General features: G+C 63.3%; 32 protein-coding genes. 15 read left to right on the forward strand and 17 right to left on the reverse strand.

The window, feature by feature from the left end; genetic code table 11:
- Positions 1–80: 80 nt before the first annotated feature.
- A complete protein-coding gene (gene gndA / locus ACO06J_RS05405; protein WP_421759679.1) occupies positions 81–1,499 on the forward strand; it encodes an NADP-dependent phosphogluconate dehydrogenase in 1,419 nt (472 codons plus the stop codon).
- Between the two features lie 14 nt (positions 1,500–1,513).
- The gene (locus ACO06J_RS05410) at positions 1,514–2,068 is read left to right on the forward strand and encodes an NUDIX hydrolase (protein WP_421759680.1); all 555 of its coding nucleotides are present in this window, start codon (positions 1,514–1,516) and stop codon (positions 2,066–2,068) included.
- Here ACO06J_RS05410 and ACO06J_RS05415 read toward each other — a convergent pair.
- The 4 genes from ACO06J_RS05415 to ACO06J_RS05430 form a co-directional block, all read right to left on the reverse strand.
- Complete coding sequence (locus ACO06J_RS05415) at positions 2,065–3,015, reverse strand: ornithine cyclodeaminase family protein (protein ID WP_421759681.1); 951 nt, start codon at positions 3,013–3,015, stop codon at positions 2,065–2,067. The genes ACO06J_RS05410 and ACO06J_RS05415 overlap by 4 nt on opposite strands.
- 98 nt (positions 3,016–3,113) lie before the next feature.
- Positions 3,114–4,427, reverse strand: a complete 1,314-nt coding sequence (locus ACO06J_RS05420) for a TCR/Tet family MFS transporter (RefSeq protein ID WP_421759682.1) — start codon at positions 4,425–4,427, stop codon at positions 3,114–3,116.
- Between the two features lie 71 nt (positions 4,428–4,498).
- A complete protein-coding gene (locus tag ACO06J_RS05425; protein ID WP_421759683.1) occupies positions 4,499–5,734 on the reverse strand; it encodes an FAD-dependent monooxygenase in 1,236 nt (411 codons plus the stop codon).
- Positions 5,735–5,740: 6 nt separating this feature from the next.
- Positions 5,741–5,986, reverse strand: a complete 246-nt coding sequence (locus tag ACO06J_RS05430; RefSeq protein WP_421759684.1) for a zinc-finger domain-containing protein — start codon at positions 5,984–5,986, stop codon at positions 5,741–5,743.
- A 153-nt stretch (positions 5,987–6,139) separates the two neighbouring features.
- Here ACO06J_RS05430 and ACO06J_RS05435 point away from each other — a divergent pair, with 153 nt between their 5' ends.
- From ACO06J_RS05435 to ACO06J_RS05450, 4 genes are all read left to right on the forward strand, one after another.
- Positions 6,140–6,898, forward strand: a complete 759-nt coding sequence (locus ACO06J_RS05435) for an alpha/beta fold hydrolase (protein WP_421759685.1) — start codon at positions 6,140–6,142, stop codon at positions 6,896–6,898.
- Between the two features lie 108 nt (positions 6,899–7,006).
- A complete protein-coding gene (gene cysE / locus ACO06J_RS05440; RefSeq protein ID WP_421759686.1) occupies positions 7,007–7,834 on the forward strand; it encodes a serine O-acetyltransferase in 828 nt (275 codons plus the stop codon).
- A 117-nt stretch (positions 7,835–7,951) separates the two neighbouring features.
- The gene (locus tag ACO06J_RS05445) at positions 7,952–8,170 is read left to right on the forward strand and encodes a DUF3126 family protein (RefSeq protein ID WP_421759687.1); all 219 of its coding nucleotides are present in this window, start codon (positions 7,952–7,954) and stop codon (positions 8,168–8,170) included.
- The gene (locus tag ACO06J_RS05450; RefSeq protein WP_421759688.1) at positions 8,170–8,493 is read left to right on the forward strand and encodes a YbjQ family protein; all 324 of its coding nucleotides are present in this window, start codon (positions 8,170–8,172) and stop codon (positions 8,491–8,493) included. The genes ACO06J_RS05445 and ACO06J_RS05450 overlap by 1 nt, the downstream gene beginning before the upstream one ends.
- On the opposite strand, the gene ACO06J_RS05455 is transcribed toward ACO06J_RS05450, so the two are convergent.
- Positions 8,494–9,165, reverse strand: coding sequence for a hypothetical protein (locus ACO06J_RS05455; RefSeq protein ID WP_421759689.1), 672 nt, complete (start codon positions 9,163–9,165; stop codon positions 8,494–8,496).
- Positions 9,166–9,282: 117 nt separating this feature from the next.
- On the opposite strand from ACO06J_RS05455, the gene ACO06J_RS05460 reads away from it, so the two are divergent.
- On the forward strand, positions 9,283–9,603 hold the full coding sequence (locus ACO06J_RS05460; RefSeq protein WP_421759690.1) for a DUF6949 family protein: 321 nt from the start codon (positions 9,283–9,285) through the stop codon (positions 9,601–9,603).
- A 3-nt stretch (positions 9,604–9,606) separates the two neighbouring features.
- Here the strand turns inward: ACO06J_RS05460 and ACO06J_RS05465 are convergent, their stop codons facing one another.
- The 3 genes from ACO06J_RS05465 to ACO06J_RS05475 form a co-directional block, all read right to left on the reverse strand.
- The gene (locus ACO06J_RS05465) at positions 9,607–10,239 is read right to left on the reverse strand and encodes a transglutaminase-like cysteine peptidase (protein ID WP_421759691.1); all 633 of its coding nucleotides are present in this window, start codon (positions 10,237–10,239) and stop codon (positions 9,607–9,609) included.
- 148 nt (positions 10,240–10,387) lie between these two features.
- Complete coding sequence (locus ACO06J_RS05470) at positions 10,388–10,960, reverse strand: PilZ domain-containing protein (protein ID WP_421762456.1); 573 nt, start codon at positions 10,958–10,960, stop codon at positions 10,388–10,390.
- Between the two features lie 164 nt (positions 10,961–11,124).
- The gene (locus tag ACO06J_RS05475; protein ID WP_421759692.1) at positions 11,125–11,796 is read right to left on the reverse strand and encodes a PAS domain-containing protein; all 672 of its coding nucleotides are present in this window, start codon (positions 11,794–11,796) and stop codon (positions 11,125–11,127) included.
- Between the two features lie 182 nt (positions 11,797–11,978).
- On the opposite strand from ACO06J_RS05475, the gene ACO06J_RS05480 reads away from it, so the two are divergent.
- Together ACO06J_RS05480 and ACO06J_RS05485 are read left to right on the forward strand one after the other, a co-directional pair.
- Positions 11,979–12,728, forward strand: a complete 750-nt coding sequence (locus ACO06J_RS05480) for a rhomboid family intramembrane serine protease (RefSeq protein WP_421759693.1) — start codon at positions 11,979–11,981, stop codon at positions 12,726–12,728.
- Positions 12,725–12,940, forward strand: a complete 216-nt coding sequence (locus ACO06J_RS05485) for a SlyX family protein (protein ID WP_421759694.1) — start codon at positions 12,725–12,727, stop codon at positions 12,938–12,940. Before ACO06J_RS05480 ends, ACO06J_RS05485 begins: the two co-directional genes overlap by 4 nt.
- Here ACO06J_RS05485 and hisI read toward each other — a convergent pair.
- From hisI to folE, 3 genes are all read right to left on the reverse strand, one after another.
- Positions 12,934–13,380: a phosphoribosyl-AMP cyclohydrolase gene (gene hisI, locus ACO06J_RS05490; RefSeq protein WP_421759695.1), complete on the reverse strand. Its 447-nt coding sequence runs from the start codon at positions 13,378–13,380 to the stop codon at positions 12,934–12,936. The two genes, ACO06J_RS05485 and hisI, sit on opposite strands and share 7 nt — an antisense overlap.
- A 41-nt stretch (positions 13,381–13,421) precedes the next feature.
- Complete coding sequence (locus tag ACO06J_RS05495; protein WP_421759696.1) at positions 13,422–14,255, reverse strand: AraC family transcriptional regulator; 834 nt, start codon at positions 14,253–14,255, stop codon at positions 13,422–13,424.
- Positions 14,256–14,389: 134 nt separating this feature from the next.
- Complete coding sequence (gene folE / locus ACO06J_RS05500; RefSeq protein ID WP_421759697.1) at positions 14,390–15,013, reverse strand: GTP cyclohydrolase I FolE; 624 nt, start codon at positions 15,011–15,013, stop codon at positions 14,390–14,392.
- A gap of 161 nt (positions 15,014–15,174) precedes the next feature.
- On the opposite strand from folE, the gene ACO06J_RS05505 reads away from it, so the two are divergent.
- From ACO06J_RS05505 to thrS, 3 genes are all read left to right on the forward strand, one after another.
- Entirely contained in the window at positions 15,175–15,624 is a 450-nt protein-coding gene (locus ACO06J_RS05505; protein ID WP_421759698.1) for an iron-sulfur cluster assembly scaffold protein, read from the forward strand.
- Positions 15,624–15,935, forward strand: a complete 312-nt coding sequence (gene yidD, locus ACO06J_RS05510; protein WP_421759699.1) for a membrane protein insertion efficiency factor YidD — start codon at positions 15,624–15,626, stop codon at positions 15,933–15,935. The genes ACO06J_RS05505 and yidD overlap by 1 nt, the downstream gene beginning before the upstream one ends.
- Positions 15,936–16,076: 141 nt before the next feature.
- Positions 16,077–18,050, forward strand: a complete 1,974-nt coding sequence (gene thrS / locus ACO06J_RS05515) for a threonine--tRNA ligase (RefSeq protein ID WP_421759700.1) — start codon at positions 16,077–16,079, stop codon at positions 18,048–18,050.
- Between the two features lie 39 nt (positions 18,051–18,089).
- Here thrS and ACO06J_RS05520 read toward each other — a convergent pair whose 3' ends face one another.
- From ACO06J_RS05520 to ACO06J_RS05540, 5 genes are all read right to left on the reverse strand, one after another.
- Entirely contained in the window at positions 18,090–18,446 is a 357-nt protein-coding gene (locus ACO06J_RS05520; RefSeq protein WP_421759701.1) for a cupin domain-containing protein, read from the reverse strand.
- 97 nt (positions 18,447–18,543) lie between these two features.
- Positions 18,544–18,795 (reverse strand): PilZ domain-containing protein, encoded by a 252-nt coding sequence (locus ACO06J_RS05525; RefSeq protein ID WP_421759702.1) that lies wholly within the window; start codon positions 18,793–18,795, stop codon positions 18,544–18,546.
- A 96-nt stretch (positions 18,796–18,891) separates the two neighbouring features.
- Complete coding sequence (locus tag ACO06J_RS05530) at positions 18,892–20,178, reverse strand: RNA polymerase sigma factor (protein WP_421759703.1); 1,287 nt, start codon at positions 20,176–20,178, stop codon at positions 18,892–18,894.
- Positions 20,179–20,202: 24 nt separating this feature from the next.
- Positions 20,203–20,715, reverse strand: a complete 513-nt coding sequence (locus ACO06J_RS05535) for a YciI family protein (protein ID WP_421759704.1) — start codon at positions 20,713–20,715, stop codon at positions 20,203–20,205.
- 33 nt (positions 20,716–20,748) lie between these two features.
- Positions 20,749–21,759, reverse strand: a complete 1,011-nt coding sequence (locus ACO06J_RS05540; protein ID WP_421759705.1) for a hypothetical protein — start codon at positions 21,757–21,759, stop codon at positions 20,749–20,751.
- Between the two features lie 114 nt (positions 21,760–21,873).
- On the opposite strand from ACO06J_RS05540, the gene ACO06J_RS05545 reads away from it, so the two are divergent.
- From ACO06J_RS05545 to ACO06J_RS05555, 3 genes are all read left to right on the forward strand, one after another.
- Positions 21,874–22,452, forward strand: a complete 579-nt coding sequence (locus ACO06J_RS05545) for a nitroreductase family protein (RefSeq protein WP_421759706.1) — start codon at positions 21,874–21,876, stop codon at positions 22,450–22,452.
- A gap of 63 nt (positions 22,453–22,515) precedes the next feature.
- Positions 22,516–23,355 (forward strand): transglycosylase SLT domain-containing protein, encoded by an 840-nt coding sequence (locus tag ACO06J_RS05550; RefSeq protein WP_421759707.1) that lies wholly within the window; start codon positions 22,516–22,518, stop codon positions 23,353–23,355.
- Between the two features lie 87 nt (positions 23,356–23,442).
- On the forward strand, positions 23,443–24,651 hold the full coding sequence (locus ACO06J_RS05555) for a DUF2336 domain-containing protein (RefSeq protein ID WP_421759708.1): 1,209 nt from the start codon (positions 23,443–23,445) through the stop codon (positions 24,649–24,651).
- Here ACO06J_RS05555 and ACO06J_RS05560 read toward each other — a convergent pair.
- A complete protein-coding gene (locus tag ACO06J_RS05560; RefSeq protein ID WP_421759709.1) occupies positions 24,648–25,454 on the reverse strand; it encodes an NAD kinase in 807 nt (268 codons plus the stop codon). The two genes, ACO06J_RS05555 and ACO06J_RS05560, sit on opposite strands and share 4 nt — an antisense overlap.
- Positions 25,455–25,494 lie beyond the last annotated feature (40 nt).

Below are 25,494 nucleotides of genomic sequence, written 5' to 3' on the forward strand. Positions count from 1 at the left end.
CTTGGGGGTGGCAATCGGCCCCCCGGCGTGCCAGAAAGTCGCGCAAGAAAAGCACACAATGGCTTGCAGTGGAGAAGATGATGGCATCCGCCGATATCGGCCTGATCGGGCTCGCAGTTATGGGTTCGAACCTGGCGCTTAACATCGCCGAAAAAGGCTACACCATCGCGGTCCATAATCGCACCGCCTCCAAGATCGACGATTTTGTGGTGATGGCCAAGGAGCAGGGGCTCGATGGCAAGGTGGTGCCGGAAGCCGACCTCGCGGAGTTCATCCAGTCGGTGAAGCGTCCGCGGTCGATCATCATCATGGTCAAGGCGGGCAAGCCGGTTGATGAGATGATCGAGCAGTTGCTGCCGCATCTCGAAGCCGGGGACGCCATCCTCGAGTGCGGCAATTCGCTGTTCACCGATACGCAGCGCCGCTTCGACTACCTGACCCCCAAGGGCATCGGCTATCTCGGCATTGGCGTCTCCGGTGGTGAAGAGGGCGCGCGCCACGGCCCCTCGATCATGGTCGGCGGCGCCGAGCAGCAGTGGAAGAACGCCCAGCCGATCCTCGAGGCCATCTCGGCCAAGTTCGATGGCGAGCCGTGCTGCGCCTATCTCGGCGAGGGGGGAGCGGGCCACTTCGTCAAGATGATCCACAACGGCATCGAGTATGGCGACATGCAGATGATCGCCGAAGTCTACGGCGTGATGCGCGACGGACTGGGGATGACCCCGAAGGCCGCCTCCGACGTGTTCAAGGGCTGGAATGGCGGACCGCTGAACTCCTACCTGATCGAAATCACTGGCTACGTGCTGGAGGCGGTGGAGCCCAAGACCGGCAAGCCGCTGGTCGAACTGATCCTCGACAAGGCCGGCCAGAAGGGCACCGGCACCTGGACCGCCATCGCAGCGCAGGAGTTGGGCGTGCCGGCAACCGCCATCGAAGGCGCGGTGGCCGCCCGTTCGATTTCGTCGCGCAAGGACGAGCGCATTGCCGCCGAGGGCGTCTATGGCAAGCGCGCCGCGGGCAAGGCCGACGTATCGCTGGACGAACTCGAAAAGGCGCTGCTAGCCGGCAAGATCGTGTCCTATGCGCAGGGTTTCGCGGTGCTCGCCAAGGCGTCGGAAGACCATGGCTGGAACCTGCCGCTTGCCACCATCGCCAAGATCTGGCGCGCCGGCTGCATCATCCGCTCGCGCTTCCTCGACCAGATGTCGGCGGCCTATGCCAAGGGCGAGGCGACAAACCTGCTGATGGTGCCGGATTTCGTGGTGATCATGAAGGACGCGCACAAGTCGCTGCGCAAGATCATCGCCGCGGCGGCGATCGGCGAGTTCCCGATGATCTGCCTGTCCGCCTCGCTCGCCTATTTCGACAGCTACCGTCAGGCGCTGGGCACGGCCAACCTGACGCAGGGCCAGCGCGACTTCTTCGGCGCCCACGGCTTCATCCTGATCGACCGCGAGGGTGAGCAGCACGGCACCTGGCCGTCAACGCTCGGCAAGTAAGGGGCAGGGCGGCGATGCCGTCCTTTCCTGAAGCGCTCGCCTATGCGGTCGAGCGCTATCGCCTTCAGGTGGCGGGGCCGCGTGAGCGGCTCTCGCTGCTGCGCTGGCAGATTGCGGCCGGGCACGCGCTCGACGATCGCACGACGCTTCCGGGTCATGTCACGACCAGCGCCTTCGTCGTCTCCCCCGACCACAGCCAGATCCTCCTGATCGACCACGTCACCATCGGCCGCTGGCTGCAGCCGGGCGGGCACTATGAACCCGCAGCGCGCTTCTCAGACTCAGCGGCGCGGGAGGCGGTGGAGGAAACCGGCGTCGCCGGGCTGCGGCTCCACCCCTGGCATGGCGACGCCGACATCCCGTTCGTCATCGATAGCCACGACGTGCCGGGCAAGCCGTCGCGCGGCGAGGTCGATCACGTGCACCACGACCTGCAATATCTTTTCGTCGCCGATCCCGCGCAGCCGCTCGTCGCGCAACTCGAAGAAGTGCACGCCGCGCAGTGGCAGCCAATCGGCACACTGGCCGATATCTCTGTGCGTGGGCTGGAGCGGATCAGGCGGCTTTAGCGGTCGGTCTGAGCTTTGCCCCGTGCCAGGTGGGCGGCGAAAACCCTGGCCGCGACCAGGGCTTCGGTACCGGCCAGCCCCGTTGAACAAAACAGAGTCATTTCATCACCTTGCGGCCGAGGCTTCACCTTGCCACTGACTATGTCGGCGAGGTCGATCATCCGGGCCCCCATCGAAGTGCCATCGAGGAAGAAGGGCGGGTCGTAGGCGCGCACCTGGTCGGGTGAATCGGTGGCAATAGTCACCGCGCGCTCGGCCACGTCGAGCCCCAGTTCGTGGCCGGTGACAGATTTGGGACCGACAGTGTTGATATGGGCGCCTGGCCGCAGCCAGCCGGCCTCAAGGACCGGTGTGGAGCTGGTGGTGGCGCAGATGACGATGGCCGCCTCGGCAACTGCAGCCCGTGCTGATGAGGCTGCGGTGACCGGTTGCTTGAGCTCAGCACTCATTTCAGCAACGAAGGCCTCGAGGCGGGCCGGATTGCGCCCGAAGACCTGGATCGCGCGGAGTGGACGCACTGCGGCTACCGCTGCGAGCTGCGTGCGGGCTTGCGCGCCTGTACCAATGACGGCGACGCTGTCTGCATCGGCGGAGCATAGGTGCCGTACGGCGACGCCACCGATCGCCCCGGTCCGGATGTCGCCCAGGGTTCGTCCGACATAGACGCCGAGCAGGCGCTTGGTCTCGATCGACCAGGCTGCAACCAGTTGGTCTTCAACCTCGCCTCCAAAGGTGTCGTAGACCCGGAAACCGGCAATGCCGTCTCCACCAGAGCGGCCACCGATGGTGAAGGTCAGGCCGCCCTGTGGCGCAAAGGGCACGGAGTGCCGCGGGGGCGCGACCATGGTTCCGGCGGTCCGTGCCGCCATCGCCTCCTCGATTGCAGCAATGGCAATCTGCATCGTCGGCAGGCGGGCCAGATCGGTATCGGTCAAAAGCAGGGGCATCGTACAGTCTCAGGCAACGTATTGCGGAAGATCGCACCTCAACCACGGTTGAGGTAAAGGGGAATTCGCCGTCAGGACGTACGATTTTGACGAGGGGGCTATTTCCCCTCGTGCGGCGGCATCTGCTGTTGGCCAGGCTGGGCGGTCTCGTGGACATGTGCTGTCTTGGCGACGCTTGGCCGGTGCGAGAGGTCGAAGCGGCGGACGGTGTAGATGAACACCAAGGCAGCGGCCACCACCAGGATCCCTGCGCCGAGGAACGGCGCGCCGGGGAAGTAGCCGGGGGCGTCTTTTTCGGCCTGGGTGAAGAAGCGGAACAACTGGGTGGCGAGCAGCGGGCCGAGGATAGCAGCCAGCGAGTTGGTGGCGTTGATGGCACCCTGCAACTCGCCCTGTGCGTCATCGGGTACCTGCCGCGACATCAGCGAGTTGATGGCGGGACCGGCGAGGCCGGCGAGTGAGCCAAACACCAGAAAGCCGTAGAGCGCGATTTCGGAGTGGATGAAGGCAGTGCCGACCAACGCGATCGTGGCCGCACCCATGCCGAGCAGGACCGTGGGCCATTCGCCGATCAGTTTGATCACTGGGCTGATGAGCAGCGCCTGGCTCAGCGCGAAGCCGAGGCCGAAGGCACCGAGCGCGATACCGATCTGGCTGGACGAGAAGTTCAGCACTTCGATGGTGAAGAAGTTCCAGACCGAGGGAAAGGACTGGCTGGCGAGCAGGAACAGTCCCAGCGCGGCGAGCAGCCAGAGCACGAGCGGGTTGCGGCTGAGGCTCCACAGCGCGCCGAACGGGTTGGCGCGCCGGATGTTGAACTTGCGGCGCTTGTCGAGCGCAAGGCTCTCGGGCAGCACGAAAAAGCCGAACAGCAGGTTGCTCGCGGCGAGGATTGCGGCGGCGTAGAACGGCCAACGCGGGCCGAGCTCGCCAAGCAAGCCACCCACCACTGGGCCGATGATGAAGCCGAGGCCCACTGCCGCGCCGATCAGGCCGAAGCGTTGGGCGCGCTTTTCCTTGCTGGTGATGTCGGCGATATAGGCGGTGGCGGTGGCAACCGAGGCGCCGGAAATGCCTGCGATGGTGTGGCCGATGAACAGCAGCACCAGCGAATTGGCAAAGCCCATGATGGTGTAGTCGATCGTCAGCCCGGCCAGCGCGATCAGGATGATCGGGCGGCGCCCGAAGCGGTCCGAGAGGTTGCCGAGCCCGGGGCCGAACATGAACTGCATCAGCGAATAGGCAAACACCAGCCAGCCGCCGATCACGGCCGCTTCGGCCAGCCCGCCGCCGGTCAGTTGCTTGATCAGTTGCGGCAGCACCGGCAGGATGATGCCGTAGCCCAGCATGTCGAGCAGGATCGTGACGAGAACGCAGATGAGGGTGAGCTTGGATTGCGGCGAGACAGGCATGCGGGTGCTTTGACCTTCTTTGAGGCGGGCAGTTGATACAACGAACTTGGCTTAGGCAAGCCGGGTGGCGATCAATTGGCGCCCGAACGCACCGTTCTTGGCGGTGGTGTCGCAGGATCGGGCGCAGCGTCGTAGCCATAAAGCCAGGCGAGGCGCTTGAGGTGCCCGCGAGTGCCTTGCGACGCGATCACTGCGTCGCGCGCCAGCGTCAGCGGCCACTCCATATGGAAGGCGAAGCCGTTGCTGGCCGAGAGCTTTTTCACCTTGGCAACGCGCTCGCGCCGCAGCGACACATAGCGGCGTAGCGCGCCCTCGGGGCCGGTTTCAGTCATCAGCAGCGGCGCGAGGATCGCCGCGTCCTCGATGGCCATCACCGCGCCCTGCGCCTGGAACGGCAGCATGGCGTGGGCTGCATCGCCGATCAGGCCGACGCCCCCCTCGTACCAGTCGTCGGTTTCAACGGTCGAGCAAGGCCAGAAGCCCCAGTTGTCGCCGGCAGCCGCCAGCAGCGCCTTGAAGCGCGGGCTCGGCGCTGCCGCCCATGGCAGTTGTGGTGTCTTGGGGGCAGCGCCGCCCAGCGCCTGCTCCCTGGACATCTTGGTGAAGAGCACCAGATTGAACTGCTTGCGATAGGGTAGCGGGTAGCACACGGCGTGAAAGCCGGGCCCGAACAGCACGCTGGTGCGGTCGGGCGCCACAACGCCCTCGAGCGCGGACTGCTCCAGCGTGATGCGCCAGGCGACCATGCCGGAGTACGTCGAAGCCGGTCCCATCAGCACATCGGTGCGGGTGCGCGAGTTGACGCCATCAGCGCCGATAAAGGCGAAGGCGCGGGCGGAGCGGGATTTACCGTCGGCCTCATCGACCGTCACCGATATGCCGCGGGCATGGCTCACCACATCATAGGCGCGGACGCCGAACAGCATGTCGATATTGGCGAAGCGCTTGCAGGCGCGGTGCAAGAGATCAGCCAGATCAGCGCGGTGCATCACGGCATAGGGCGCGCCGAACAGGTCGGTCATCGCGCGGCCAAGCTGCATGGTTACCAGCGGGTGCTTGGCGCCATAGGGGTAGATATCTATGCCGTCAGGCTCGAAGGCGCGGGTGGTCAGCCCTTTGTCGAGGCCCAGCCGGTTGAGGATGTGGCGGGCATTGGGGCTGATCTGCAGCCCGGCGCCGACATCCTGTACCTGCTTGTTGCGCTCGAGCACCACCACGGTGGCGCCGAACTTGGCCAGCGCTAGCGCCAGCGTCATCCCCGCGATGCCGGCGCCCGCGATATAGATGGTGCGTCCGTTGCCGGACATTTTGGATCAGGCCGCTTCGGAGTGATAGATCGCCGAGAGCGGTTCGGAGGTCCCGGCGGCCAGCGCCTTGTTGAACACATAGAGCGTCGAGCAATAGGGGCAGACGATCTCGTTGTCCTTGCCCATGTCGAGATAGACATGCGGGTGGTCAAACGGGGGCAGGGCGCCGACGCACTGAAATTCCTTGGACCCGATTTCGATCCGGGCAAGGCCCTCGGTATTGTGGAAATGCGGAGTGCTCTCGTGTGCCATCGTCAGCCTCGGTTCGATTTGGCGCGAACATATCCAAGCGCGGTGGCGATTGGAAGGCGGAAGGGAGCGGCAGAGCGCTGCAGTGCCTTGATCACGCGGCTTGGCCAAGCGCGGCGGCGTTGCTAGAAGGCACGCTTGAGCCAGAGGTGCGCCGTGCCACAGTTTTCGTCCCAGGGAATCGCCATTGCCTATGAGGTGCACGGCACCGGCCGCCCGATCCTCCTGATCCACGGCTTCGGCTCCTCGGGTAAGGTCAACTGGATCGACACCGGCTGGGTCGAAACGCTGGTCGACGCTGGATACCAGCCGATCACCTTCGACAATCGCGGCCATGGTGCCTCCCGCAAACTCTATGACGCGCAGCTCTATTTCGCGCACGAGATGGCGCTCGATGCACAGCGGCTGCTGGCGCATCTTGGCATCGACCGGTGTCCGGTCATCGGCTATTCGATGGGGGCGCGCATCGCCGGGTTCCTCGCCCTTGCGCATCCGGAAATGGTCAGCTGCGCGGTGTTCGGTGGCATGGGGCTCAACCTGATCTCGGGGCTCGAAGACAGCGAGGAGATCATTTCCGCGCTCACTGCCGAGTCGCTCGATCAGGTCACGGGCCGCACCGGCCGGATGTTCCGCATTTTTGCCGATCACAACAAGGCCGATCGCGCGGCGCTGGCCGCCTGCATGGTGAACTCGCGTGAGCCAATGAGTGAGACGCAGGTGCGCGCGATTTCGGTGCCTGTGCTGGTTGCAGTGGGCAGCGATGACGTGATGGCCGGTTCGGCGCAGGCGCTGGCCGATCTGATGCCCGATGCCGAAGCCTTCACCATCGAGCGGCGAGACCATATGCGCGCCACTGGCGACAAGCAGTTCAAGCAGGCGGCGCTGGCGTTTCTCTCCCGTCACATGGACCTGTGAAGAGTAACCATTCATCCAGCCGAGTGCGGCAGCGCGACTTTTTATGCGCTAAGGGTTGGATATGGGGAACAAGATGCCTTATATCGGCATCCTGCGATGGAGAGACCGATGAGCTCGACGAACACCAAAACCGCTGAAGTGCGGGCGATCGATCCGGTCTGGGACGCGATCACGTCTGGCGCGCGGCAGGTGGTGCAGAGCGAACCGTCGCTCGCCAATCTGGTCTACTCCAACGTTCTCAACCACCCCAGTTTCGAGCATGCGCTGGCGCACCGGCTGGCCGAGCGGCTCGACCATTCCGACGTGTCCGCCGATCTGATCCGTCAGGCGTTCCACGACGCGCTGGAGATGCGCCCGGAGATCGGGCTTGAGTCGCGTGCCGATCTCGCCGCCACCCTCGAGCGCGATCCCGCGCTGCACAAGGCGGTGGATTGCTTCCTCTATTTCAAGGGCTTTCACGCCATCCAGACCCACCGTTTCGCCCATGCACTCTGGATGGGTGGACGCCGCGATTTCGCGCTCTATCTGCAGAGCCGGTCGAGTTCAGTCTTCCAGGTCGATATCAACCCGGCCGCCCGTATCGGCAAGGGCATCATGCTCGACCATGCAACCGGCTTCGTTGTCGGCGAGACGGCGGTCATCGGTGACAATGTCTCGATCCTGCAGGGCGTGACCCTGGGTGGCACCGGCAAGTCAGAAGAAGACCGCCATCCCAAGATTGGCAATGGCGTCCTGATCGGTGCCCACTCGGTGGTGCTGGGCAATATCAAGATCGGCGACTGCGCCCGGATCGGCGCGGGCTCGGTTGTCGTGAAGGAAGTGCCACCGCGGGTTACCGTCGCTGGCGTTCCTGCCAAGATCATCGGCCAGGCGGTGCACGCACACCCGGCGTCGGTTATGGATCAGGTCGCGACCGTTCAGGACATGACCGGCTGACCGCCGCAATTTAGCCACTCCACATGGGAAAAAGCCGCGGCGGGATTGCCCGACTGCGCGCAATGCCTATTGTGGCGCGCAATCAAGCCACTCATCCAACATTCCAAGGACCACCCGGTGACTCATCCAGAAATCATCAAGCTGCAGAAATTTCTGCAGCAGAAATTCGGTAACCGCGCCATCGATGTGCGCCCGCGCAACAAGCAGAACGACAGCGTGGAAGTGTATCTGGGCGATGAGTTTCTCGGCCTGATATATGTCGACGACGAAGATGGCGACCGTTCGTACAACTTCCAGATGGCCATTCTCGACGTCGATCTGGACGAAGTGATCTGATGATGATCGTTGCGACCACCAACGATCTGGCCGGCTACCGCATCGTGCGGTCGCTTGGGCTGGTGCGCGGCATCACCGTGCGGTCGCGGAGCGTGTTCGGCACGATCGGCGGCGCGCTGCAGTCGTTGGTTGGTGGCAACATCACACTCTTTACCTCGCTGGCGGAAAAGACCCGCCAGGAGGCGCTCGACCTGATGATCGCGCATGCTGAAGATATGGGCGCCAACGCCATCATCGCCATGCGCTACGACGCCAACGAGATCACCGACGGCATCACGGAGATGCTGGCCTACGGGACGGCCGTGGTGGTGGAAGAGTTCTAGCTAGAGCGCGCCGATCTTTCCCAGCCGGGCCTTCACTTCCGGGTCGAACTGCCGCCAGTTTTCGAGCACGGCCACCGGGAAGGCGTAGACGGCGGCAATCCCTTCGCCCAGATAGACAGTCCTGAGGCATTGGGAGGCCTCAGTTTCCACCACCGGCTTGCTGCACTTGGCGACGAACGGATCGGCCGCCAGTGCATCGTACCAGACGATTTCATCCTCATAGCCGTCATCGGCACGCAGTGGCTTGCCGACGAGGCCGGGCGGGCCGGCGATCTGTTCGGGCAGGAACTGGTGCAGATAGACGCCATCGAGCAGGCTGGCGCTCGGGCGCACCCGGCTGCGCGGCAGCAGGGTGATGTCAATGGCCTCAAGCTTGCCCCTGGCGCCCAGCGGCAATTGCAACCGCAGGTCGATCTGCTTGGCAAAGCCTTCGACGCGCTGCTCGTCATAGCGGAACCAGGCCTGCGGGATTTCGAGGTCCTTGCCGCCCAGCGTGCGCGTCAGGGTGGTCTGCGTGTCATCGCCGGCAGTTGGGTGGCGGTCGGCGCGGCCGGCAGCGTCGATCAGATAGGCGCCGCCGAGGCCCAGCATGGCGACGACCAGCATGATGGCGCCGAGGTTGAAACCGATAGAGCCCTGCGGGTGATGTCTCGTGTGGGCGTTGCCCGGCATGTCGCATTAACCAGTCTGGCGGAGGTCGCGTGACAGTTGAACAGGCGCCAACTATGCTTAACAAATCGTTAATCCGCGTCTAGGATTTGGTGCGGTGTTAAGCCATTGGGGGCGTTCATGCTGAAAGAGTTGCTGCTGGCCGGGTTTCTGATGGCCGTTGGGCTCAGCATCGCGGGGATGGGGACTCATCTCTACCAGTGGTTGGCCAAGCAGCAGGCGATGCTGCGCTACGATGGCAAGACGTTCCTGCATGCCTTTGGCAACCTGGCCATGAGCTTTGTCTGCGGGCCCTACATCATGCTGCAGATGGGCTGGCGCCAGGAGGCGGGCGGTACGCTGACGATGAGCATGGCGCTGCTGTCGGCATTCGTAGCGTTCGGCTGGGCCTTTATCACCGGCCTGATCTTTGTCGGCGGGTATTTCACGATCGTCGGATAAGTTCTACTTCGACGCGACGACGGCCGTGGGGCGGTTGTCGAGGATGTCCACCCACTGGCCGGCGCTGGCCTGGGTCTGGCGCTTGAGGAACTGGTAGGGCGTCTCATTCCAGAGCAGGACGCGGCCATCCTGGTTGTCGAGCACCAGGTCGCCACGGTCCGTGCGGACCATCAGCACGGCGTGCCCGTTGCCATTGCGCTCACGCACCACGGCGATCATCAGGGTCGAGGGGTTCCAGCCCGCGCCGATCAGCGCCTTGCGCTTGGCGAGGGCAAAGTCCTCGCAGTCGCCGGCGCCATCGGGATAAGCCCAGAACTCGGCAACATGGTAGAGATCCTGATCAGTCTCGGGCACCACGGCGGTGTTGATGAGGTTGTTGGTGTCGACCAACTGGTTCCAGCGTGCGTCGCTGAGCGCCATGGCTTCAACCGGCTTGAGGTTCTTGGCGCAATCCGCCTTGTGCGTCTTGCAAAACTCAGCCGCCCCGATCGGGATGCTGGTGGTCTTGCCAACTGGCGCGAATGCCGGGTTGGCGAAATCTACCAGCGTGGTGTCGGCGCGAGCCGGCATCGCGATGATGAAAGCTGCCATTCCGATTGCGATGGCTGCGGTGATGAAGGTCTTGATCGTCGACATCGTGTTTGTCCCCTGACGGACGCCACGATGCCCGGGCCAAATTGCCCCGACGCGAAAACTGCAAGCTAGTTTTTATGCAAGTTTGAACGGTCCCGGAAAGGACCTGTTAGCCATACGAAATCTGGAGGCGGCCAACCCGGCCGCGAGGTCAGTTGATGCGGAGGTTCTGCTGAACCACGGTCATCATCTCCTGGGCGGAGACGAACTCGACCGCAACCCCATCCTGGAAGTGACGGATGACCCGGGCGCGCATGCGGCCGAGCGTCACCGGCGTGTTCATCGCCGGACGAACCGCCAGTTCGATCGCCGCGCCGGAGAGCGAGATATCGATGATCTTGCAATTGTAGCGCCGGCCGTCATCGAGCACGACCGTTGAGTGCCGGTTATCGGGCACGACGCGCTCATGTCGCCGATCCTCGGGCAGGTTGAGGATATCCTTGTTGGCCAGCCAGGTGAGCTGGGCCGCCATCTTCTCGCGCTTGCGGGGCGAGGCGACGACATCCATCTTGAAGCCGCCATCGATCAGGCTGGTAATGTCACCCTCGATACGGCCGATATGGTCGAGATAGGCGATGACACGCGTCGAAACCGTTCCGGCCACCGGCGCAATCACCACGGCGTCGCCGGGCGACATCTCGAGAATCTGGCATGGGAACTCGCTCCGGTCCGCCAGCATGTAGCGGCCCAGGATGGAGACTTTGACGCGCTGGAACCGCGGCATCTGCACATAGGTGCGCGTCGGGCGGGAGAGGCGCTGCGGTGCTGGATCGTCGCTGAGCATTGTAAGCCGGCACCTGATCGAAACTCGTGATCAGTAGAGGCTAATTGCTTTTGGTTAACCGAACGTAAGACAGGGGCCTAAGTTTGCCCCAATGCTGACGTTTTTCAGCTGCGGCCACCGTCAATCACCGCCAGATGCGCATAGCGGCGCGCCGAACGGCCATAGACGGTCGCTGTCATGGGTGTGGGGATGCCAGAATTGGCTGTAGCAAAGGCCAGGTCTGAGTCCTGGCGCTGCGGCACCGGGGTAGACATGTCGCGGGCGAGATCAGCCATGCCGACATCGTCGGGCCAGATCAGCCGGAGGCCGGTGATGCGCTGCTCCATGATCGGCTGCACGCCAAACCAGTAGGGCTCATCGAGTGTGGTCATCGCACCGAGGAGGCGCGAGTGAGTTGTGCCGTTGTGGCGCAGCGGCAACAGGATCGTTTCGACCGACAGGCGCGTGTGAACGGCAGTGGTGCCTTCAAACGTCACCAGCGCGGCGGCGTGATCCTCGGTGACGGCGCGGACCAGCGTGTCCATCGCATCGCGATCGCGCTGGTGCCAGAGCTTTGAAAACGAACGGCCCTTCAGTTCACGCGAGTAGGCCGAACAAAGGTGCGATCCGGCGAGCCGGAAGTCGAACTCGTTGGCGTCGTTCAATTCGAGGATAAAGGTGTTGGCGAGTGCTGAGCGGATCCGGGTGGGGTCGATATCCCGCCGGTCGGGTGCGCTGCGCGAGCCGCGAAGGGCGTTCCAGTAGTCAAAGAGCGCCTTGGTGCTGGCTTTTTGCATATCAGACCTGTTCCCAAACTCAACACAGCCTCCGACCGAGAGTGGGGGAGTGCCGCCGCCGAATGCACACTGTCAAAAGCGGGGCGCAAAATCGTCATTAAACAAGTCTTAAGGTTAACGGGGCGGCCCCGTGTGGATAAACCGGTTAATTAAGCTACAAGAGGCCCAACCCAGGATGCCCGATGACCGACTCCCAGAACCCTAAGCAGAATCAAGGCGAAACCGCGCATCAACCGGCAATTCTGCTGCCATCCGTGATCACCGCGCTTTTGGGGTTGATGGTGGCCGTACACCTCGGCAGGACCTTCGTTCTTAACGAAGTGGGCGACCTCAACTTCGTCACCTGGTTCGGCTTCATCCCGGTGCGCCTGATCGCCGGTGGACAACTCGATGGCGGATGGCTGCCCTTGCTGTGGACTCCGATCACCCATGCGTTTCTTCATGCCGGTTGGGAGCACCTGATCATCAATTGTGCGTGGCTGGCGATCTTCGGAACGCCCGTGGCGCGCCGCTACGGGGCAGTGCCGCTGCTGATTCTGTTTGGTGCAAGCGCCATCGCTGGCGCTGCGCTGTTTGCGGCCACCACCTTGCCGCAGGTTCAGGTGCTGATTGGCGCCTCTGGCGGCATTGCCGGTCTCACTGGTGCAGCTTGCCGCTTCATGTTCCAGCCTGTCCTCGCCTCGCGCAATCCGGAGACTGGCGAGGTGCTGGTGCTCGGCCGGCGCACAGCCAGCCTGATGGAGCTGATGCGCGAGGGCAGGGCGCGATTCTTCATCGCCATGTGGCTGATTCTGAATGCTGCTGTGCCCTTCGTGCCGCTGCTGTTTGGTGAGAGCATCGGCATCGCCTGGCAGGCGCACCTTGCCGGGTTCATCGCCGGGCTGCTGATGGTGCCGCTGTTCGAGCGCCATACCAAGGAGACGGGGCTGTGAGCCAGGATACCGACAGCAGGATCGAGGCGCTGGAGACCACGCTGGCGTTCCAGGAGCAGACCATCGAGGAACTTAGCCAGGCGCTCGCCGAGCAGTACCGGCAGATCGAGACGCTTCGCCGTGAACTCAAGCACCTCGGCGCACAACTGCGCGACGTCGAGTCGCACCCGGCACTCGCCACCGGGCGCGAGCCGCCACCGCCGCACTACTGAGCCTTGTAGACGTCCTTGGGGTCGAACAGCCGTGGCTCGCCGCTCTGGCGCAGCGTGTGGGTACCCTCGACAATCCGATAAAAGCAGCTCTTCCGCCCGGTATGGCAGGCGGCGCCGCGGCCGGTCTGCTCGACCAGCATAAGCACCACGTCCTGATCGCAGTCGGTCCGCATCTCGATGAGCTTTTGCACCTCGCCGGAACTCTCGCCCTTCTTCCAGAGCTTTTTGCGTGAGCGCGAATAGTAGTGCACGTCGCCGGTCTCAAGCGTCAGGCGCAGCGCCTCGGCATTCATATGCGCCACCATCAGCACACGATTGCTCCCCGCCTCCTGCGCGATGGCGGTGACCAGCCCGTTGGCATCGAACTTCGGCGCAAAGGTCGCGCCTTCCTCGATGGCCTCGTGGGAGAGTGTGCTGGGGTCGGCAAATGGCGTGCTCATGGGCGACATCTAGCGCGGGCAGGGCGGTTTTGCCAGTCGTGCTAGCCTTTGAGCCCGATCCAGATCTCGACCGTGCCCAGCCCCGTGCGGTTGTTGAAATCGCTGCTGTAGAATTCAAGGAAGCGGCTGGGGTCGGTTTGCACCTCACCCGAACCCGGCAGCCACTCGCGATACACCGCCTCGATGGTTGAACGGATCGAGGTGATATGGCCGCGGTGCCCGAGCCGGGCAATGCGGGCTGGTGGCAGTTCAGCTATCGCCAGTTCCGGCGGAATCTCAGCGCCATCACCGACCTCGACTGCGCACATGTAGTCGCAGAAGGGGCCCTCGCTCAGCCCCACCAGCCCGTAGGTGGCCCGACTCACAGCGCCGTCGATATTGCCGATATAGGGTGAAAAGCGCTGCCACTGCGCGGGGATTGGGTTGCCCCGGCTGAGATCGTGGCGTTCCAGCAGACCCGCCACCCGCATGCGCTGGTGCTGCTCGATCCGCGGTGGCCCGAGTTGTGCGGCGACCGCGAAGTCCATCGGCAGCGGATCGACCAGCGTCAGTCCGCCCAAGCTGCCGCCTAGCCGCACCGCTTCTGGGGTCGCATTGAACTGGTCACGAAACGCCCGGGTGAACGCCTCATGCGAGCCGTAGCCCACATCCAGTGCGACGGCGAGAATATCCGGCGCCCCGGCGGCCAGCGCTCTCGCCGCCTCGCTCAACCGGCGGCCACGGATGTAGGCCGAGATGCTGATGCCGGTCTCAGCCGCGAAGCGTCGGGAAAGATGAGCGCGGGAGAGGGCCGCGTGCTGGGCCAGGTCGTCAAGCGACAGCGGCATGCCGAAGCGAGACTCGATCATCCAGATGGTTTTCGCGATGGCCTGCACGATGCTCTCCCGTGCCCATCATATGCGTCCCGGCGACGCTGTCGACTTGATCGTGGTTGCTGCCGCCCACTTCTCTTCAAATGCAAAACGCCGCCGGTGAAGGCGGCGTTTCGTGTTCAAATGAGGCGCTTTGATCAGCGCTTGCCGACCATCATGAAGAAGCGGTCCTGCTCATTGCGGTCTTCGGCAAACACACCAGTGAAGCGATGAGTGATCGTCGATGCGCCGTGGGCCCGTACGCCACGCATCGACATACACATGTGCTCCGCCTCGACCATTACGGCGGCGCCGCGCGGGTTGAGGTGGTCATTGATGGCATCGATGATCTGCGCCGTCATGTTCTCCTGCACCTGAAGGCGCCGGGCGAACACCTCGACGAGACGTGCCAGCTTGCTCAGGCCAACGACGCCGTCATGGGGCAGGTAGGCGATGTGCACCTTGCCCACAAACGGCACCATGTGGTGCTCGCAGTGCGACGAGAACGGGATGTCCTTGACCAGCACGATATCGTCGTAGCCGCCCACTTCCTTGAAAGTACGCTTCAGCGTTTCCGCCGGGTCCTGTTCGTAGCCCGCAAAGAACTCGCCAAAGGCCTTGGTGACACGCTTGGGCGTATCGAGCAGCCCTTCGCGGGTCGGGTCATCGCCTGCCCACGCAATCAGCGTGCGTACGGCGGCTTCGGCCTCTTCCTTGCTAGGACGCCGGATTGAGTGGGAGGCAGCATGCTGCGCCTGCAAGGGCGTCACGATCGCGTCCATTCGCTGTTCCTTGTTCGCACGGGATACAAGACGCTTTACGGGGGCAATCGGTTCCCGGACCAGTAAGGCGCACGAATATTCGGGTGCCCGCTGACTTCCCACCCTGGTGGCACTATATAGGTGTTGTTTTATCTGGCTCAAGAAACAGAATTGTGTGGCCGATGGAGCTCACCGACCTCTACTCCGACCGGATCCTTGAGATCGCCGGCAACCAGCCCCGGCCGGGCCGGCTTGCCGATCCTGATGCGTCGTCGCGAAAAGTCAGCCGCGTCTGCGGGTCATCGATCGAAGTCGATATCAAGCTCAGTGACGGGGTCATTGTTGGTTACGGCCACGAGATATCCGCCTGCGCGCTCGGCCAGACCTCGGCTGCGATCGTCGCCACCCATGTCGTTGGCACGCCGGTCGCGGAATTCCGCCGCGTACGCGACGAGATGACGGCGATGCTCAAGGCCGACGGCGCGCCGCCTGTGGGCGAGCGCTGGGTTGACCTCAAGTACCTGGAGCCGGTGCGCGAGTACCGCCCGCGTCATACCTCAACCCTGCTGGTGTTCGAGGCAGTCACCGAGGCGATCGACAAGGCCGAGCAGGCACAGACGGCCGCCACCTGATGCACGACGTCGTCCGCCTGTTCTGGCGCATTGTCGACTGGCCCTTCCGCGTCATCTCCTACGGGCTGATCCAGGGCTATCGCTATTCGCTGTCGATGTTCATGGGGCGCAATTGCCGCCACGCGCCGACCTGTTCGGAGTTCACGCGCGACGCCATCTGGCGGCATGGCTTCTGGCCCGGCGGCTGGATGGGTCTTGCCCGCATCGTCCGTTGCCGGCCGGGCGGCACCCACGGCTATGATCCGGTGCCTGATGCGGTTCCGGTGACGGCGCACTGGTACGCGCCATGGGGCTACGGGCGTTGGAAGTGAAGCCTGCGAACCTCCGCAGAGACTCGCTCGCCTGAGCTCCCAACTTCCGCCGCTTCGGCACGTGGTGACAGTGCGCGCCAACGCGTGCTAGACACGCCGCCTTGTCGGCAATGCTCCGGCAACAACCCATTGGAGATGAAAATGACGATCAAGGTGACGTTCCCCGACGGTGCAGTTCGCGACTATGCGCGTGGCACCACCGGGACCACCGTGGTCGAGTCGATCTCTCCCAGCCTTGCCAAGAAGACTGTCGCCATGAAGTGGAACGGGGTTCTTTCGGACCTTTCCGATCCCCTCGAGGCCGATGGCCGCATTGAGTTTGTAATGCGCGATAGCGCGGATGGGCTCGGGCTGATCCGTCACGACGCGGCGCACGTCCTTGCCGAAGCCGTGCAGGAACTCTGGCCCACGACGCAGGTCACCATCGGTCCGGTGATCGAGAACGGCTTCTATTACGACTTCAAGCGCGACACGCCATTCTCGGAAGACGACTTCCCGGTCATCGAAAAGAAGATGGCCGAGATCGTCGCCCGCGGTGCGGCCTTCACCAAGGAAGTCTGGACGCGCGATGAGACCAAGCGGGTCTTTGCCGCCAAGGGCGAGAACTTCAAGGTCGAACTGGTCGATGCCATTCCGGCGGACCAGATGATCAAGATCTACAAGCAGGGCCAGTGGTTCGACCTCTGCCGTGGCCCGCACATGCGCTCAACCAAAGATATCGGCACGGCGTTCAAGCTGACCAAGGTGGCCGGTGCCTATTGGCGCGGGGACAGCAATAACCCGGTGCTGAGCCGCCTCTACGGCACGGCCTTTGCCAGCCAGAAGGAGCTCGATGAGTACCTTCACATGCTGGAAGAGGCCGAAAAGCGCGATCACCGCAAGATCGGGAAGGATCTCGACCTGTTCCATCTGCAGGAAGAGGCCCCCGGCTCGGTGTTCTGGCACCCCAAGGGGTTCGTACTTTATAACCAGATGGAAGAGTACATCCGCCGCCGGGTGAACGCGGCTGGCTACAACGAGGTGAAGACCCCGCAGCTGATGTCGTCCAAGTTCTGGGAGGCCTCGGGCCACTGGGGCAAGTACCGCGAGAACATGTTCGTGGTCCCCGACGAAGTGCCCGGCACCGAAGAAGAAGGCCCGGTTCTGTCGGGCAAGGCAGAGCTCATGGCATTGAAGCCGATGAACTGCCCGGCCCATATCCAGATCTTCAACCAGGGCATCAAGAGCTACCGCGACCTGCCCATCCGCATGGCCGAGTTCGGCTGCTGCCACCGCAACGAGGCCCACGGCGCGTTGCACGGGCTGCTGCGCGTGCGCCAAATGACCCAGGACGACGCACATATCTTCTGCCGCGAAGACCAGATCCAGGCCGAGACCGAGCACTTCGTGCATCTGCTCTATTCGGTCTATGAGCACATGGGCTTCGACAACGTCGTCATCAAGCTCGCGACGCGGCCGGAAAAGTTCGGCGGCACCATCGAGCGCTGGGACGCGGCGGAGAAGGCCCTGGGCGACGCGCTCCGCGCCACCGGCTATGACTTCGTCATCGCCGAGGGCGAGGGAGCCTTCTATGCCCCCAAGCTCGAGTTCCACCTCAAGGACGCCATCGGGCGCTCCTGGCAGGTTGGTACGCTCCAACTCGATTACGTGCTGCCCGAGCGGCTCGACGCGACCTACGTCACCGAAGACGGCACCCGCAAGCACGCGGTCATGCTGCACCGCGCCATCCTGGGTTCGCTCGAGCGCTTCATCGGCATGATGATCGAGCACTATGCCGGCAAGATGCCGATGTGGCTGGCGCCGGTCCAGGTGGTGGTCGCCACCATCGTCTCGGAGGCCGACGACTATGCGGCCAAGCTGGTCAAGCAGCTCAAGGCCGGCGGCATCCGTGCCGAGCTCGACGTGCGGAATGAGAAGATCAACTACAAGGTGCGCGAGCACTCGGTGCAAAAGGTGCCGCTGATGTTCGTGGTCGGCAAGCGCGAGGCTGAGGAGGGCTCCGTGTCCGTCCGTCGCCTCGGTACCGAAGGCCAGAAGGTGATGCCGTCGACCGACGCGATCATCGAACTGATGGCCGAGGCCGTCCCGCCGGACCTCAAGCAGTCTGCTGCCTGACCCAATTCAAGAAGGCCGCCTCCGGGCGGCCTTCGCCATTCAGGCGGCAGTCATCTCAATGGTGATTTTGCGGCAGCGCCGCCGCGGCGGCTCGGGCGCTATGCGGATCAGCAGCCGGGCAGGGGCATCGCCGTAGTTGCGATAGCCGTAGTGGAGGCCTGGCGCAACACGCACGAAGTCTCCCGCCCTCACGACGCAGATAGCGCCGTTGATCATCACCTCGATAGTGCCTTCACGCACCAGCACTACGGTCTCAGAGGTCTGATGACAGAACGGGCCGAACACCTCGTTCCCGCGCACCAGTGCCTGGTGCGCCTGATACTGCAGCCCTGCATCGCAGGGATTTGCGATATGGACGATCTTGCCGTCCGCAACAAAGAATGCCTGTCTCGACATGTTTCAACGCCCAGCGGAACAAGTGCCCCTCTCCGCTTCGTGCGTTTATTTGTGCGCTGATGAACCGCACTTGAACAGGACTATCTTGCCGACGTCTTCAAGTGAACTGGACGCCCAGTTCCTTCATGCTTCGCCAGATGACGAAGCATGGCTGCGCGGGGACCTTGGGGACCACGAGGTCAAACACCCGCGGGATGCGCGTCACCGAGGCGACCTCAAGCTTGGCGCCGTTTTCGGACATGTTGCGAATGATGCAGTTGACCTTCTGCCGTCCACCATCGAACACGATGGCCGCCGCGATCGCTGTGTTCCGTCGCGGTATTAGCCGCTTCTCAAGCCGAACATCCATCTGCACCGCCTCTGGTTTGACGGCACTGTGGTCGCAGAAACTTGGGAAAGACCTTACCGCGTGATTAGAGTTGTAATGGTTTTGTCGAGAAATGGTTCATTTGGGAAGGCCAGCAGCGCCTCCTGAACGACCGCATGCGGCTGCGCGTTCCAGCAATACCTGCCGCTCCCGCTCGTTGCGCGTCAGGCCCGCCGCTCGCTCGAATTCCGCGGCAGCCTCTTCTGTCCGGCCCAGTTTCTTAAGCAAGTCAGCGCGCACAGTCGGCAGCAGATGGTAGCTCGCAAGCCGGGGGTCATCGGCAACGCTGTCTGCAATGGCCAGGCCCGACGCCGGCCCGGACGCCATCGCGTGGGCCATCGCCCGGTTGAGTTCGATGACCGGGCTGGGGGTGACGACCGCCAGCCGGTCGTAAAGGCCGGCAATGCGCCCCCAGTCAGTATCGGCCGCGCGAGCGGCCCGGGCGTGGCAGGCAGCAATCCCGGCCTGGATGGCGTAGGGGTCGTCGGCCCCGCCTAGTGCATCGACGCGACCAAGCCCGGCGAGCCCGCGCTGGATCAGCGTCTGGTTCCATCGCGTACGATCCTGTTCGAGCAGCAGGATGGGCTCCCCGTTCGCTTTCTGGCGGGCTGGAAAGCGCGAGGCCTGCAGTTCCATCAGGGCGAGCAGGGCATGCACTGCGGCGCTATCCGGCATCAGGCGGGCGAGGATCCGCCCCAGTCGCATCGCCTCTTCGCAGAGTTGCGGGCGGGTCCAGTCTTCGCCTGCTGTTGCCGCATAGCCTTCGTTGAAGATGAGGTAGAGGACCTCGAGCACCGAGGCCAGCCGCGCTGCCCGATCATCGCCGGTGGGGACCTCAAAAGGCAATCCGGCTTCGGCGAGGTTCCGCTTGGCGCGGACGATGCGCTGCGCCACCGTCGCTTCGGAGAGCAGGAAAGCGCGTGCGATTTCATCGGTCTTCAGCCCGCCGACAACCCGCAGAGTAAGCGCGATGCGGCCTTCCTCGGACAGCGCGGGGTGGCAGGAGGTGAAGATCAGCCGAAGGATGTCGTCGCGGATGTCATCATCGAGCGGGGTGTCGAGATCCGGCGCTGTTGCCTCGGTCTCACGCAAATCGTAGCCCAGTTCCTCGAGCTTGCGGGCTGCCATCTTGTTGCGACGGAAGTAGTCGAGTGCCCGGCGCTTGGCCGTGGTCATCAACCACGCCCCGGGGTTGGCGGGGACACCGCTAGCGGGCCACACCTGCAACGCGACCAGCAGCGCGTCCTGCGCGAGTTCTTCTGCGAGCCCAATGTCGCGGACAATCCGAGCGAGGCCGGCAATGAGCCGAACCCGCTCGATTCGAAACACCGCCTCTACCGCCTGACGCGTTTCAATCTGGCTCATCGGGGCGGATCACCTGCGCAAGGATCAGCCGGTGATCGGTTTCTGGTTGGCATCGCGCCAGGCCTGCTCCCTGGCGATTTCCTTTTCCGGCACGACCTCTGCGAAATCCGCTGCCTCAAAGACCCGGCGCAGCTCGATGGTTTCGCCATTGCCCATTGGGATCCGCTTGACCCATTGCAGCGCGTCCTCTTGCGAGTTGACCTGTATAATCCAGAAGCCGGAAATCAGTTCCTTCGTCTCTGCAAACGGCCCGTCCTTGACCACATGCTTGCCGTCCTTGAACGTCACCCGGCTGCCCTTGTCGGACGGATGAAGTCCTTCTGCCGCCAGCAGGATTCCTGCGTCGATGAGGTCCTGGTTGAACTTGCCCATGGCCTTGAAGACTTCGGGCTGGGGCATGACACCATTTTCACTGTCGGCGCTGGCTTTGACGATCATCATGAAGCGCATTTGCAATCTCCTTGTTGTGGCGGGCTGCTGTCCCGCCGTGCAATAGGACAACGAACCGTAACGCTGCCAATCGACATTGGTGCCCAAGAAAACTTGCGGCTGCTTTGTTACGAGGGACGGTCAGTAGACCGTGGTCAGCACTTCGATCTCTTTGCTGGCGCCGGCGATGACCTGGAACTGGCGGTTGTAGACCTTCTCGCCCTGCTTGGCGAAGACCAGGTAATCGCCCTCTGCCAGCACGGTAGAGGGGAAGGCGCCGGTGTTGGTAAAGACAGTCTGCCCGTCCGCGGTTTTCACGGTCCAGTCGATATCCGCAATCGCCTCGCCACCGGCCTCGCTGACCAGCTTGAACGAGATCTGCGAGGCCTTGTGGTAAAGTGTGGCGTCGGTCAATTGGCCTGGCTCGACGCGCAGGTCGGCGCGGACCACCGCGTTGACGTCGCCGAAGTAGGAAATGACGTGGTAAGTGCCGGAATTGAGCGTGACGATATCGCTGGGGCTGACGTTTTGTGCCACCAGCACGCGATCCGCTTCGCTTCCCGCAGTATAGATATCGAAGCGGAGGAGGTTGATCGGGATCGCCACATCTCCGGTCACGGCGGCATTGAGGCGAAGACCGCCTGCGTCGATCACCAGCGCCTTCGTATTGTCGCCTTCACCCACGGTAATTGTGTCGGTGGTTTGCGCCCGGCCATAGGCGACATGCACGACGTAGTTCCCGGGGACGAGGCTCAGGTGTGCTTCAGCATCCTCGGACTTGGCTGCCAACGCGAGATTGCCCGAGGCGTCGGTCTTGGTCTCGAACACCCGCCAGACGACGCCCTCGGGAATGTCGCCGCCTGAATCGGTGATCTTGGCGACGAGCGTCACGGGCTGGGGATCGGCGGGGATTGCAGCTATCGCCTCAGTCGCCGCAACTGCGGGCGTTTCGGCGGCGGGAGGCGCCTCTGCGAGGGCGTCAGGCTCGGCCGCTGGTGGGGCCTCGGCAGCCGGGTCGGCGGTCGCAGAAATTGCCTGCGGCATGCGATCGGCCCGTCGCGGCAGCGGCAACGGCGCGGTCTCGGCAAAGGACAGCATCGGTGCGAGCATCGCCGCAATTCCGAGCATGCCGATCAGGAATTTGAGTTTCACCCGCAGGACTCCGACCGACCGCAAGGGACGGCTCGCTTCTTGAGAAAACGTCCCATACCCTTGGAATAGGGAAAAGCTGTGTCATAAGCGGACACCCCCTGCAAGGACTGGAACATGCCCATCAACGCTGCTCTTCGTGACTACCTCAAAACCCGCCGCTCCGTTGGCATTGGCTTCCTCAAGGACCCTGGTCCGACGCCTGAGGAGCTCTCGGAAATCCTCACTATCGGCGTCCGTGTGCCGGATCACGGAAAGTTCGTGCCATGGCGGCTGATTCTCATCGAGGGCGCGGCGCGCTTGGAAGCTGGAGAAAAGCTCGCCCAAATTGCCAAGCGCCTGCGGCCTGACCTCGACGAAGCAGGGCTGGAGATCGAGCGACGGCAGTTCCTTCCGGCGCCGCTGACGGTAGGCGTGATCCTCACCCCCAAACCCAACCCCAAAGCGTCCGAAACCGAGCAACTGCTGTCGGCGGGCAATGTCTGCTTCAACCTGTCCCACGCGGCCTTTGCCATGGGCTATGCGGCGAGCTGGACCAATCGCTGGTACGGCCAGAATGTCGAGGCGCAGACCATGCTGGGCGCCAAGGGCGGGGAGCGGTTTGTCGGGTTTGTGCATATCGGCACCGCGACAATCGTTCCCGAGGACCGCGAGCGGCCCTCAATCGACAGCGTGGTGACTCACTGGGCTCCGTAACCATTTGTTAACCAGCCTCGGTGCATTGGTTAACTAAAGGTTAGCGGAGCGGTGGGGCGAGCAATGGGGGTGTTACCGGTCTCGGTGCCGCAGCCGCTCGCTTACGCAATCGACTCTGCAGGCGACAAAAGCGACGTCGACTTCGACTACTTGTTGAACACGGCTATTCGCGAAAGCAGCCTCGATCCCAAGGCGAAGGCACAGACGTCGAGCGCCACTGGGCTGTTCCAGTTTCTTGATAGCACCTGGTTGCAGGTGATGAAGCAAGAAGGCCCCAGGCTCGGCTATCAGGCCTATGCCGATGCCATCCAGACCGATGCCGACGGCGATTATTATATTGCCGACAAGGCGCTGAAGCAGCAAGTTCTGAAACTACGTGAAGACCCGCAGATCTCGGCCGATCTGGCGGCCGCTTATACGCGCAGCAACGGCGCTTACCTGCAGGAAAAGTTTGGGCGGATGCCAAGTCCTGGCGAGCTCTACATCGCCCACTTCCTCGGAGCACAGGGGGCAGAGAAGCTGTTCAAGGCCGGGCTGGCCGACCCCGATCAGGCGGCGGCGCCGCTGTTTCCGAGACAGGCGAAAGCCAATAGGTCGATCTTTTATGCCAACGGAGAGGCGCGCAGCGTGCGGGAGGTCTACAAGTCGCTTGTGGCCCAGCACGACGCGGCGACTGGCACGGATGTAAACTTTGCCGCGCAGCAACTGGCGGCCGTTCCCGGCGGCAAATGGCCCGACACCACGCCAATTCCCTCCCGGTTTTCGACCGACGACATGTCGTTCACGTCGCTGTTCTCAAACGAGTCGTCGCTGCCGGGCAGGGCGCTGATCAGCCCAGCGGATGAGGCGGTAGGCAATGCGCTGTTCACCCAGCTTTATGGGCAGGGTGGCGCCGAACAGTAGGTTAGCGAGCCCTGAACAAATAGGGTGAACCGTTCCTTAAGCCTTCGCGGCTAGCTTGGTTTCCGGTCGGTTCGGCCGGAGAGTTTGATGGTTGCGTACCAGGATTTTGTCACCCTCAGCCAGTCGCGTGACAGCGAGGACCGCGGTCAAGCGGCCCACCTGGCGGCAATGGCGTATATCGGCCACCAAGGTCCTGCCGATGAACACGCCGCGCTCTATGCCGCTCTCATAGGGTTCCTCGATGATCCGTCAGTTCGGGTGCGTGGCGCACTGGCCTATGGCCTGCTGCATGCCGGCGATGCGCCACGCCCAATCATCCTGGCGCTGCTGCAGGATAGCCCGGTCATTGCGAGGGCCGTTGCCCAGTATTCCCCGGCGCTGGTCGATGCCGACCTGATGGCGCTGGTTCGCGCTGGCGAGCCAACCATGCTGCTGGCACTCGCCATGCGGGAGCATCTGAGCGCCCGCGTTGCCGAAGCACTTCTCGATGTTGGCGACAGGGGGCTGACGCTCAAACTGCTGGGCCGGCCAGACATTGAATTTTCCACCTCGGCGTTGGTCCGCCTTGCCGGTGGCGCGGGACTTGCTGACGCAGAGATACGCGGCGCACTTCTGGCCCGCTCTGATCTGCCCGCAGAGGGCCGTTTCCTGCTGGTGCAGGCCGTCGCTTCGGCGCTGCGTCACCTGCGGATCGTCAAGGGTGCCATCGCGCCGCAGCGACTGGACCGTTTGCTCCGCGATGCGACCGACACAGCGTTGACCGGGATTGGCGAGGAAGAGGCTGTGGCCGGGCGCTCGCCCTATGCTAGCGAGTTGGTTGAGCGCGAACAGGTGTCCTCGCGGGTACTGCTGCACGCGATCGTCCAGGGTCATGTGTTGTTCTTCGCCGATTGCGTCGCTGAACTCGGCGAAACGCCGCGCGAGAAGGTCTTCACGCTGCTTGAGTCTGGCAGCCGTGCTGCCCTCAACGCTCTGTTCTCCCGCTGTGGATTGACCGAACCGGTGCGTAACCTGCTGGCACGGCTGATCTTTCATGCCCGGGTGGCCGATCTTGCCGACGATCTGGCGGCCCGGCACTTTGTGGTCACAGCTTTGACCGAAGAACTGATCGCGGATCATCAGGGGATGATCCCGGCGGATCTCGAAGAGGCGTTTGGCTATCTGTCGGAGCAGAACGTCATTCTGGCACGCCGTGCAGCACGGGGGGTGATGTCGGCCTTTGCGGGAGAAACGCAGTCTGAAATGCCGTTGCCTGAACTCGGGTTCGAAGAGCGGCTGGCATTGCCCGCTGCCTAGTAGCGGAACTGCTCGCTGAGCACCCGTTCGTCCAAACCCGTCCCAGGGTCAAACAGCAGCGTCACCCGCTTGCTGCGGTTTTCACGCACGATCACTTCAACGACATGCTGGAACTCGACATTGTCGGCCACGGCACTGACCGGCCGCTTGGCCTCCTCGCGCGTCCGAAACGTCACCGTGGCCGCATTGTTGAGGATGGCGCCGCGCCAGCGTCGGGGCCGGAACGGTGAGATCGGCGTCAAGGCCAGGAGCGGCGAGTCGATCGGCAGAATCGGGCCATGTGCCGAGAGGTTGTAGGCGGTGGACCCGGCAGGAGTGGATAGCAGCACGCCGTCGCAGATCAATTCCTCAAGCCGGGTGTGGCCATCGACGATGATTTCGATCTTCACCGCCTGATAGGTCATGCGGAACAGCGAGACTTCGTTGAGCGCGAGCGCCACGTGTTCGCTACCGTCCTCAAGCCGCACCTTCATTTCGAGCGGATAAATGTGCGTAGGCTTGGCGGCGGCAAGGCGGGCCACCAGGTCTTCGGCAGAGTAGTCATTCATCAGGAAGCCGACCGAGCCGAAATTCATCCCGTAGACCGGAACATCCTGGCCCATCTTGCGGTGCAGGGTCTGGAGCATCAGACCGTCGCCGCCGAGGGCAACGACCACGCCGGCATCGGCAAACGGTACGTTGCCGTAGCGCTGGCGCAGGGCCTCAGCGGCGGCGTCTGCTTCGGGGGTCCCGCTCGAGACGAAACTGATCTCTGCTATCGTAGGCACGGCATCGCCCCTTGTGCTGGCCCAGTTGCGTAGCATGCGTCTGGCAGGCGGGGAAGAACGGGTTGATCGGATGCCG

Origin of the sequence: Devosia sp., assembly GCF_965229025.1 — a bacterium.
In the GTDB taxonomy this organism is placed as follows: Bacteria; Pseudomonadota; Alphaproteobacteria; order Rhizobiales; family Devosiaceae; genus Devosia_A.